8 protein-coding genes are annotated in these 10,404 nt (G+C 63.6%); 2 read left to right on the top strand and 6 right to left on the bottom strand.

From position 1 onward, the window contains the following. Positions 1 to 182: 182 nt before the first annotated feature. From msrQ to ARC39_RS24310, 4 genes are all read right to left on the bottom strand, one after another. Positions 183 to 821, bottom strand: coding sequence for a protein-methionine-sulfoxide reductase heme-binding subunit MsrQ (msrQ, locus tag ARC39_RS24320; protein ID WP_068119179.1), 639 nt, complete (start codon positions 819 to 821; stop codon positions 183 to 185). Beyond that, positions 818 to 1,024, bottom strand: coding sequence for a GDCCVxC domain-containing (seleno)protein (locus ARC39_RS26325; RefSeq protein ID WP_078059459.1), 207 nt, complete (start codon positions 1,022 to 1,024; stop codon positions 818 to 820). Before ARC39_RS26325 ends, msrQ begins: the two co-directional genes overlap by 4 nt. A 3-nt stretch (positions 1,025 to 1,027) precedes the next feature. Beyond that, on the bottom strand, positions 1,028 to 1,957 hold the full coding sequence (msrP, locus tag ARC39_RS24315; RefSeq protein WP_068119176.1) for a protein-methionine-sulfoxide reductase catalytic subunit MsrP: 930 nt from the start codon (positions 1,955 to 1,957) through the stop codon (positions 1,028 to 1,030). A 113-nt stretch (positions 1,958 to 2,070) separates the two neighbouring features. Beyond that, positions 2,071 to 3,612 (bottom strand): FMN-binding glutamate synthase family protein, encoded by a 1,542-nt coding sequence (locus tag ARC39_RS24310; RefSeq protein WP_078059460.1) that lies wholly within the window; start codon positions 3,610 to 3,612, stop codon positions 2,071 to 2,073. 300 nt (positions 3,613 to 3,912) lie between these two features. On the opposite strand from ARC39_RS24310, the gene ARC39_RS24305 reads away from it, so the two are divergent. Both ARC39_RS24305 and ARC39_RS24300 read left to right on the top strand, forming a co-directional pair. Then, on the top strand, positions 3,913 to 4,398 hold the full coding sequence (locus tag ARC39_RS24305) for a fasciclin domain-containing protein (protein ID WP_068119173.1): 486 nt from the start codon (positions 3,913 to 3,915) through the stop codon (positions 4,396 to 4,398). A gap of 127 nt (positions 4,399 to 4,525) precedes the next feature. Continuing rightward, positions 4,526 to 5,266, top strand: coding sequence for a ParB/RepB/Spo0J family partition protein (locus ARC39_RS24300; RefSeq protein WP_068119169.1), 741 nt, complete (start codon positions 4,526 to 4,528; stop codon positions 5,264 to 5,266). A 445-nt stretch (positions 5,267 to 5,711) separates the two neighbouring features. Here the strand turns inward: ARC39_RS24300 and ARC39_RS24295 are convergent, their stop codons facing one another. Further along, positions 5,712 to 8,822: an efflux RND transporter permease subunit gene (locus ARC39_RS24295; RefSeq protein ID WP_068119166.1), complete on the bottom strand. Its 3,111-nt coding sequence runs from the start codon at positions 8,820 to 8,822 to the stop codon at positions 5,712 to 5,714. Next, positions 8,819 to 9,949 (bottom strand): efflux RND transporter periplasmic adaptor subunit, encoded by a 1,131-nt coding sequence (locus ARC39_RS24290; protein WP_068119164.1) that lies wholly within the window; start codon positions 9,947 to 9,949, stop codon positions 8,819 to 8,821. The genes ARC39_RS24295 and ARC39_RS24290 overlap by 4 nt, the downstream gene beginning before the upstream one ends. Positions 9,950 to 10,404: the final 455 nt, after the last annotated feature.

Below are 10,404 nucleotides of genomic sequence, written 5' to 3'. Positions count from 1 at the left end.
GATACTAACCAATACCCGCAAGGGGTTTTTTGCAGAAACATGACAGTTTTTTGGGATTTCTTGGAAAGAAAAACAATATCAATGCCTTACGGGATAAAAAACTCCCCGGACGTCCACAAAACCCAGCGTGGGAGGATGCGGCCGGCGCAAAAACCACGCACCGGGCGAGTCGGCAGGGAGACTCAGGGGCGCGTCGGACGTCCCCGTGCGAACAGGGCCGGCATCCCGATGGATTTGGGAACCTTGCGCAGTGCGAGCAGCCCGAGAATGGCGGCGAGGTAGTAGATTGGTTCCATCTGCCAGCCCTTCACCAACATCACGTAGTGGATCGCCCCCAGCGGAACCACAACATAGGTGAGACGGTGCAGTTTCCGCCACCTCAGGGCGCCGAGGCGCCGCACGGACCAATTGTTCGAGGTCAGCGCCAGCGGCAGCATCAGGACGAATGCCACCATGCCGATGGTGATATAGGGGCGCTTCACGATGTCCTGCCAGATCAACGCCGGAATCTGAACGTCCAGAATCAGCCAGACCAGCAGGTGCACGAGGATATAGAAGAAGGCGAGCAGGCCGATGGCGCGGCGGAACTTGATCAGGCGCACCCCGGTAAACCGCCCCAGGGGCGTGACCGCCAGCCCGGCGATCAGCAGCCACAGGCCCCAGAGCCCCAGCTGGTGCTCGATCGCCTTGACCGGATCGACGCCGAGCCCACCCGTCACACCCTGCCAGAACAGCCAGGCCACGGGCACCGCCCCGAGAATATAGAGCGGCCAGGCGGGAACATGGCGCAGCGCGCCGTTGATCGTCTGGGAGGGGGTCATGTGCAGCACTCTCTTTCCTGCCGGACCGGCGGGCAGGGCATTTCACCGAAGGAACAGAAGACACAGCAATCGCCCGGCAACGGCCGCAGCAGCGCCGCGCAGGCGGGGCACTCGAAGAACCACTGGCAGGCATCGGTCGGCATGGTCGCTTCCGTACGATGTCCGCAGTCAGGGCAGGTCAGCACGTTCGACCGGTCGCTCATGGCTCAATAGAACTTGCTGAGGTCCATACCGGTATAAAGCCCGGCGACCTCGTCGCCATATCCGTTGAACTTCTGCGTCGGAATACGCTTCACGAACAAACCGCCGCCGATCCGCCGCTCCGTCGCCTGGCTCCAGCGCGGATGATCCACCTCCGGGTTCACATTGGAGTAGAATCCGTATTCGCGCGGGATCGCCTTGTTCCAGGAGGTCGGAGGCTCGTCCTCGGTCAGCGTGATGCGGACGATCGACTTGATCGACTTGAAACCGTATTTCCACGGCACGACCAGCCGGATCGGCGCGCCGTTCTGGTTCGGAATGGGTTCGTCGTAGAGCCCGGTTGCCAGGATCGTCAGCGGGTTCATCGCCTCGTCCAGGCGGAGTCCCTCGACATAGGGCCACTCCAGCACCCGGGTCCGCGTGCCGGGCATCTCGTCGGGCCGCAGCGCCGTTTCGAAGGCGACGTATTTGGCTCCCGGCTGCACGCCCGCCCGGTTCAGCAGGTCGGCCAGTTCGAACCCCACCCAGGGTATCACCATGGACCAGCCTTCGACGCACCGCAGCCGGTAGATCCGTTCTTCCAGCGACGTGCCCTTGAGTACGTCATCCATGCTCCACGTGCCGGGCCGCTCGACGAGCCCGTCGATCTCGACTTGCCAGCCGTCGGTCGTCAGCGTGTGGGCATTCCGCTTGGGGTCTTCTTTCCCCGTCCCGAACTCGTAGAAATTGTTGAAGCTGGTGACCTCTTCCAACGTGTTCGGGGTCTCTGCGGTGGAATACTGCGAGGCGGCCGCGCCCAGTTTCGCCTGAACCGGCCCGGCGATGGCGCCGAACGTCGCCGCCCCCGCGGCAAACATGATCTGCCGGCGGTTCATCCACGCGACTTTCGGTGTCACATCCGACCATCCAAGGTCGTTCTTCCAGCGTCCGGCCATTTCGGTCCTCCTGCGATTTCCTTCTAGATACGGCAAAAATCCCGCAAGTTGCGGCTCTGACATCAAATATCACGCGAACGTTGACGATTGTCAGGCCGCAGGGCGCGCATCGGTCAGGGCAGGTGCAGCGTATGGCCCGCATCCGGCGGCCGCTGGAACTTGGGCGGCAACTCCCCGGCACGATAACTGGGGTAGATCTCGTTCATCGGAATCGACGTGCCGTCCGACTGCACGATACGGACATGCCGGCGCCGAATCTGGCGCGGCTCGCTCACGCCGACCGAATGGGCGATCACCTCCACCTCGTGGGTGAGCGCGGATGCGTATTGCGCGACGCGCGCCTCCTTTTCCTCCACGACCAGCCCTTTCTGGAGACGCGGATCGTGGGTCGTTATTCCCGTCGGGCAGGTATTGCGGTCGCATTTCAGCGCCTGGATGCAGCCGAGCGCAAACATGAACCCGCGCGCCGAGGTGACGAAATCCGCGCCCGCCGCCAGCGCCCAGGCGACATCGCCGGGGTTCACGAGCTTGCCCGAGGCGATCAGGCGAATCCGATCCTTCAGTCCGAACTCGTCGCGCAGGTTGGCGACGCGCGGCAGCGATTCCCGGATCGGCATCCCCATGAGGTCGATCAAAGGCATCGGCGCCGCCCCGGTGCCGCCCTCGCCCCCGTCGATCGTGATGAAGTCCGGCGCCGCCGCTTCGCCGCGCAATGCGAGCCGGTCGAAGAACTCCCGGAACTGCGTTGGCGAGCCGATGACGCATTTGAACCCCACGGGCTTGCCGGTCACCTCGCGGACATGCGCAACCAGGTCGAGAAGATCATCCCAGTCGTCGACCTCCTCGTGCCGGTTCGGCGAAATGCTGTCCCGCCCCGCGGGGATGCCCCGTATCGCGGATATCTCCGGCGTGATCTTCGCGCCCGGCAATATCCCGCCCTTGCCCGGTTTCGCGCCCTGGCTGAGCTTGATCTCGAACATTCGCACCTGCTCGTGCATCGCCACCTGGCGCAGTTTCTCGTCCGACAGCTTTCCGTCCTCGTCACGGACACCGTATTTCGCCGTGCCGATCTGGAAGACGATGTCGCAACCGCCCTCCAGGTGATAGGGCGAGAGCCCGCCCTCCCCCGTGTTCATCCAGATCCCGGCGCGCGCCGCGCCCCGGCTCAGGGCACGCACCGCTGGCCTGGAGATCGCGCCGAAGCTCATGCCGGACAGGTTGATGATCGACCGCGCGACAAACGGCGTTCGGCACTCGGGTCCGATGACCATCGGTTCGGTCGACGCGAACTGCCCGTCGATCGGCGGAAAGGCCGCATTCACGAAGATCGTCGTGCCGACCGCGCCGATATTCCGCGTCGATCCGAAGGCCACCATGTTGCTTTCCCCGTCGGCGGCATGGTCCACCCATTCCCGCTGCGCCCGGTTGAACGGCAGCTCCTCGCGATCCATGGCGAAGAAGTATTGCCGGAAGAACTCGCCCAGCTCCGAGAACCATCCCCGGAACCGCCCGATCACCGGGTAGTTCCGCCGGATCGCGTCCTTGGTCTGGAACCGGTCGGCGACGAAGAAGCTCACCGCCACGAACAGGACCACCCCGATGATGAAGACGAACGACAGCGACAGCATCTGGAGCGACCACAGCGTCCAGCCCATGACTCCATCCATTCCGACATCCTCCCCGGCCCCGCTCCACAGCACAGCCTCACCCTGACGCGCCGCACCGGGTGGAGCAAGAAATTTGCCCGCATCCCCGGCCCCGGCGATCACATATCGTCATCGCTTCGTGACTTGACCTCGCGCCACCGCCGGGCTTAGCGCGCGCCGGGCGGATATCAACCACGATTTTCGAGATTTCGGCGCGCGCATGGCACATCCACATCCGGACCGGCCGCGTAGGGATATTCGACGTCCAGTTCGGGCGTTCGAAGTCTGAACACACAAGGAGATCCGGATATGATCCGCAGAACGTTCCTCGCCCTCGCCTCGGCCACCATGCTGTCCGGCCCCGCCCTCGCGGACGGCCACTCGATGGACATCGTCGACACCGCCGTCGGCGCAGGGTCCTTCGAAACCCTCGTGGCCGCCGTCACCGCGGCCGGGCTTGTCGACACACTCAAGGGCGACGGTCCCTTCACCGTCTTCGCCCCCACCGATGACGCGTTCGCGGCCCTGCCCGACGGCACCGTCGAATCCCTGCTTCTGCCCGAGAACAAGGACCAGCTCGTCTCCATCCTGACCTACCACGTGGTCCCGGCCAAGGTGATGGCGGCGGACGTGGCCGGCCAGACCGTGACCGCCAAGACGGTCAATGGCGGCAAGCTCACGGTCGACGGGCGCGACGGCGTGATGATCAACGACGCCGAAGTCGTGCAGGCCGACATCATGGCCTCCAACGGCGTCATCCATGTCGTCGACAAGGTGATCCTGCCCGAGGGCTGACCTTTCGTCGGCGGGCGCTGCCATGGCGGCGCCCGCCGCGACCCTGCGCCAGCGGACGCCCCGCCGGCCCCGCGCGCAACGGCGCGCGACCCGCGGCATACTCTCCCGGAGCTTCCAGGAGACAGACATGCCCGCCCCCCTCCACGACATCGCCCTGTCCGACATCGACGCCGAGGCCCTGCCCCGCGACCGCGCCGCCAGCGATCACGAGGCCTTCGCCGAACTGCGCCTCTCGATCCTGCGCGACGGCCTGCGCCAGCCGGTCGAGATCTTCGCTTGCGAGGGCCCCCGCCCCTACGGCCTGATCTCCGGCCACCGCCGCCTCGCCGTCTTCCGCGACCTCGGCCGCGAAACCATCCCCGCCTTCCTGCGCCGCCCCGCGGACATCCCCGAAGCGCTCGCCGCCATGGTCACCGAGAACGAGATCCGCGCCCAGATCAGCCCGTGGGAGAAGGCGCGGCTCATCCTCACCTGCCTCGCCGCCGGGCTCTTCGACACGCCAGACGCCGCCATCGACGGCCTCTTCCCCGCCCTCTCGCGCCAGAAACGCTCGCGCCTGCGCGGGCACCTGATGGTCGCCGAGGCCTTCGACGGCTGCTTCGCCACGCCCGAACGCCTCTCCACCGCCCGGCTCGACCGCCTCGCGGGCGCGCTGCGCTCGGGCTGGGAAGACCTGCTGCACGATGCCTTGCCGAGCCGCGCCACCCATTCGCTCGCCAGCCAATGGGCCGCCCTCGCCCCGGTGATCGACGAGGCGCTGAACCCGCGCCCCGGCGAAGCCACCCCCGGCACGCCCCGCGCCCCCCGCCGCATGGCCCGGATCCGCCATGGCCTTACGGTGCGCCGCGAACTCACCCGCACCGGCTGAATCCTCCGCTTCTCCGGCCCGGAAGCGAAATCGCCGGGCCTCATCGACGACGTGCTCGACCAGATGGAACGCTGGTTCGGCCAGGAGTGAGACGCACGGCGGCGCTCATGGCACCGCTGACACGGGGTCTCGACGGCATCGCGCGGCACGGGCTCAAGGCGACGCTGCCCGGCTCGCGGTGCGTCTGTCGGGGCGCATTGCTACGCGTTGCCGACCCACGCGCATTGTGATGGCTTCGTAAGCGTAACAGACTTCCATGTGTAGCGACCGACCCACTGCTGCCGTTCATGCCGCAATTCTCTTGCACCGCGGCGACCCGTCGAAGCCGACATTCGTTGCAGGCTCACAGTCGGGATACATCTGAGGTCGGCACAGGGCGCCTCACATCAACTCTGACTTCCGAGCCGGCACCCGTCCGGCGTTGGGGGTGAGTTCCTCAGACCTTTTAAGGCGACGGCACGCTTCGAAGCGCCCGTTTCTCTCCGAGCATCAGCATCGCCGGTGTGACGACGAGGGTTAGAACCGTGGCGACGACGAGGCCACCCGCAATGGCGGCCGACAGTTCTGTCCACCACTGCGTGGAAGGGGCGCCGTAGATGACCTCGCGGGTATAGAAGTTCAGATTGACGCCGATGACCATTGGCATGAGCCCAAGGGAGGTCGTCAGCGAGGTAAGGACCACCGGCCGCAATCGCTGGGCGCCGGTACGCAGCGCGGCCTCCAGCGGGCTTTGCCCCGCGCGTTTGAGATCTTTGTAAGTATCGATCAGGACGATGTTGTTGTTCACCACGATCCCGGCAAGCGCGATTACCCCTATGCCCCCCATGACCACGCCAAACGGGCGCCCGGTCACCAACAGACCCAAAAGCACGCCGGCAATTGAAAAGACGATCGCGCTCATCACCACCAACGCCTGGTAGAAGCTGTTGAATTGTAGAATGAGTATGCCGAACATCAGGAAGACCGCAGCCAGGAACGCACTGATGAGGAAGTTCATGCTCTCTTCCTGATCTTCGGCCTCGCCGCCGAAACTGTAGCTGACGCCTTCCGGCAGGTCGGCAGAGGCAAGCGCAGCGCTAAGCGCGTTAACTTGATCGTTGACCAAAAGCCCGGGCAGAACATTGGCTTCGACGGTCGTTACGCGTTTCTGGTCCAATCGTCTGATGATACCGGTGCGCGGGGTTGGTACGAACGTGACGAAGTTCGAGATCGGGACCAGCCCGGCGGAGGTTGGAACGCGCAGGTTGCCCAGCTCGGCAAGCGAGCGTTCCTGCCGCGGAAACCGCACCCGGATGTCGAGAGCGTCGTCGGTGTCATCGGGCCGGTACTCCGCAACGGTAATACCTTGCGTCAGCAGTTGGACCGCCTGGCCAAGCAGGCTGACATCGGCGCCAAAGCGCGCGGCCTCTGCGCGGTTGACCAGGATGGAAACCTCGACGCCGGGAAGCGGGCGGGTGTCCGTGACGTCGGTGAAGGTTCCCATCTGGCCCATGATTTGCCGGATGGTCTCAACAGCAGCAAACTGGTCTTCCGGCAACCGGGAGGTGACCTTCAGGTTGATTGGCTTGCCCGAGCTCGGGCCGCCACTGTCTGTCTGGACCTGAACGTCGATGCCTGCAATGTCGGCCACGCTTAAGCGGATGTCGGCGCCGATCTCCTCCGCGGTCCGCCGTTTGCTCCAGTCGACCAGTTCAAGCTGGAGCGTGCCAATGGTCTCCTCGTCGCCTTGCCCGGCACTCATCGTCGAACGCGCATAGATGCTGGCAATCTCGTCATATCCAAGCAGACGGTCTTCCACCGCCCGTACCAGTGCATCGCGTTCGAAGATCGAGGAATTGTCCCGCGCGCGCACCTGAACCTGCATGAATTCCGGCTCGACGGAGGGAAAGAACGTCAGACCCCGACCGAACTTTCCATAAAGGCCGAAGCTGCCCAACAGCAACGCAATCGCCAGCAGAAACGTCGTGCCCGGGCGCAGGATTGCCCATTCGAGCAGCCTGACATAGGCGCCAGTGGCCCCTTGCATTCGACGCGGATCGCCAAACTCGGCCTCATGCAGTGCAGCTTTTGCCCCGGCGGTCTGAGCCTGCCGCTTACCGATGACCCCGCCAAACACTGGAATGAAAACCAACGCCATGAACATCGATGCGAACAGGGTCAGGATCACCGTGATCGGAAGGAATTTCATAAACTCCCCGATGATGCCGGACCAGAACAGCAACGGGAAGAAGACGCTCAGCGTTGTCGCCGTTGAAGCGATGATCGGCCATGCCATCCGTTTTGCAGCACGGGCGTAGGCCTCGCGCGGCGTTGCACCTTCCTGAAGTCGCCGGTCCGCGAATTCGGTGGTCACGATTGCGCCGTCCACGAGCATGCCGACCACCAGGATCAACGAGAACAAGACCACGATGTTCATCGTGTAGCCCATGACCCAAAGCGCGATAACGCCAGCCAGAAAGGCCCCCGGGATGGCAAATCCCACCAGTATCGCCGAGCGCAACCCAAGCGCGAACACGATGACGATCATCACCAGGACCACGGCGGCGATGACGTTGGCCTCCAGATCGCTCAGCAGGTCTTTGACCGTTTCGCTTTGGTCCTGCAGGTAGGTGACGTTCACGGTATCCGGCCAGTCGGTACGCATCTCGGCAACCAGGGTTCGAACAGCCGACACTGTCTCGATGATGTTGGCACCGGCGCGTTTCTTGACTTCGAGCGCCAGGGCCGGTTGGCCGTTGATGCGGGCAAATGAACTGGGATCCTCGAATGCCCTGCGAACCAAGGCGACGTCGCCGAAGGTGACGACGGCATTTCCACGTACCTTGATCGGCATGGACATGATGTCGTCCAGGTCTTCGATAAGGCCGGGCACCTTGAGGATGATGCGTCCGACGCCGGTCTCGATGGCTCCCGCTGCAATCAGGCGGTTGTTGCGCTGGATCTGCCCGATCAATTCGTCGAAGCTGAGATTGTAGGTCTGAAACACGGTGGGATCGACCAGCACTTCAAGGAATTCGGAACGCTTGCCGCCGATATCGACTTCCAGCACGCCTTCGAGCGCTTCGATTTCGTCCTGCAATTCTTCGGCCAACCGGTTGAGCGTGCGCTCGGGTACCGGGCCGGACAGGATCGCCGTGATGATCGGGAAAAGGGCCGTGTTAACCTCGGTGATGGTGATGTCATAGGCGTCGTCGGGCAGTTCGCTTTCGGCGCGGTCGGCGGCGATACGAACATTGTCGAGCGCTTCGGCATTGTCAGCGCCGGCGTTGAATTCCAGCAGGAGGGTGGCTGACCCTTCGGAGGCGTAGGACTCAAGGCTGTCCAGTTCGCTGATCGAAGTGAGTTCCTTTTCCAGCGGTTCGAGCAGAAGGCGTTCGGCATCGCCCGGGCTGATGCCGTCGAGACCTGTCGAGACGTAGAAGAAGGGCAGAGGCACCTCTGGATCCGCCTCTTTCGGAATCGAGACATAGGCGTAAGCGCCCACCGCGAGCACCACTACCAGCGCCATGACGACGGCCCGCGTTCGTGCGAATGCAGCGGAAATGATCGCGTTCATTGTCCAGGCTCTTCGGCGCTTGGACGAACGGTTTCCCCGTCGCGCACAAATCCCTGGCCGACCGTGATTATATCGGCCGTATCCGGAAGTCCGGTCACCCAAATCCCATCAAGTTGCGAACGAGCGAGGGCGACATGGTGAAAGCGTACGACGTTGTCGGCGCCGACCGTCTTGACGCCCAGTTCACCATCGGCATTGAGGGACACGACCGAGGGCGAAAGGAAATGGGCAACCGTTTCGCCGGTCGGAATCTCCACCTCGGCCGATATCCCCGCGGGAATCTCGCCGTCCAGATTCTGAACACGGACCTCGGCCAGAAAGGTTCGCGTTTCTGCCGAGGCAGACGTCCCGACGAAAATGACCCTGCCTTCGCGGACCTCGCCCGTGATGAAGCGCACGGTTGCGGTCTGCCCGTCATGAATGCGAGTCAACGACTGCTGAGGCACTTGAATAGTCACCGTCAACGGGCGGTTGTCGACGATCCGGCCGACTTCCGCTCCGGCAGAAATGAACTCACCCGGGTCCAAGTCCAAGGCTTCGATCCGCCCTGTGAACGGCGCCGTGATCCCGGCATCGACAACAGCCTCTCGGGCATTGGTAAGCCGCGACTCTGCCGCCGCGAATGCGACCCGGGCCAGCACCAGGCGATCCGTCGTTGCGACGCCACGTTCGAATAGCGTCTGTGCATTTTGAAGCTCACGCCGTGCCTGCGCTACGTCCTCACGGGCGCGCGCCAGTTCTGCGGAGGCCTCAGTTCGATCGAACCGGGCCACGACCGCCGCTTGTTCGACCATCTGGCCCTTGACCACATAGACCTCGTCGATTGTCCCCGACGTCTCGGCCCGAAGCGCAGAGTCCCGGTCAGGAAGGGCTTGACCTTCGGCTTGAAAGAGCTGCGTGACGGACTCGGCTGTCGACCGGCGCACGGCAACCGAAACCGGTTGCGGCTCGCCGCGGCGTGTCACTGGTTCGGAGGTGTCAGATGGAAAGACCAGGCCACTCCCCATCCAGGCAACGATCGCCACCACAAGTGCACCGGCGATCCAGACCGATCGTGACGCGCCCCGATCGGTCTCAAAGCTCAGCGTTTCACGCTGGGACGTTTCGTCTGCTGCACGAACTTTCATCTCGCTTTCCTTTGGATGTCCGCCCGGTGCGCTGGCAAATAGCAGCTTCGAGAACTATCGGCGTTTTCAGCGGAAATTTCCATCTTTCAAATCGAGATGCGGCACCGAGCCCGTGGGCAGGTCTATCCTGCCGATAGAAGCTCAACGATCTGCCGCGCCGCACGTCCACAGGGCCGGCGAGCGTCTCTTTCCTGCCGGTATCGCGGATCTCGATGGAGCCGAGAAACCGAAAAGCGTGTTTCGAATGAGAAGGGGGAAACGCCACGCCAAGCTCGTCCCGACATTCAGGTGAATGGCGTTGAGTTCCGCAACTTGGACTTTGGCGCAGACCGCCGCGAATGGCAGTTGTCTGCCGTTTCTACCTATTTCGGCAACTGGCATGGACGGAAATTTGCGGCCCGTTCCAGACCTTTAGGCAACGCTAGCACGGTGTCCGCAACGCGCCGGGCGGCTTC

It is taken from the genome of Tropicimonas marinistellae (assembly GCF_001509585.1).
GTDB classification, from domain to species: domain Bacteria; phylum Pseudomonadota; class Alphaproteobacteria; order Rhodobacterales; family Rhodobacteraceae; genus Tropicimonas; species Tropicimonas marinistellae.
This window is presented reverse-complemented; position numbering and strand designations above follow the sequence as displayed.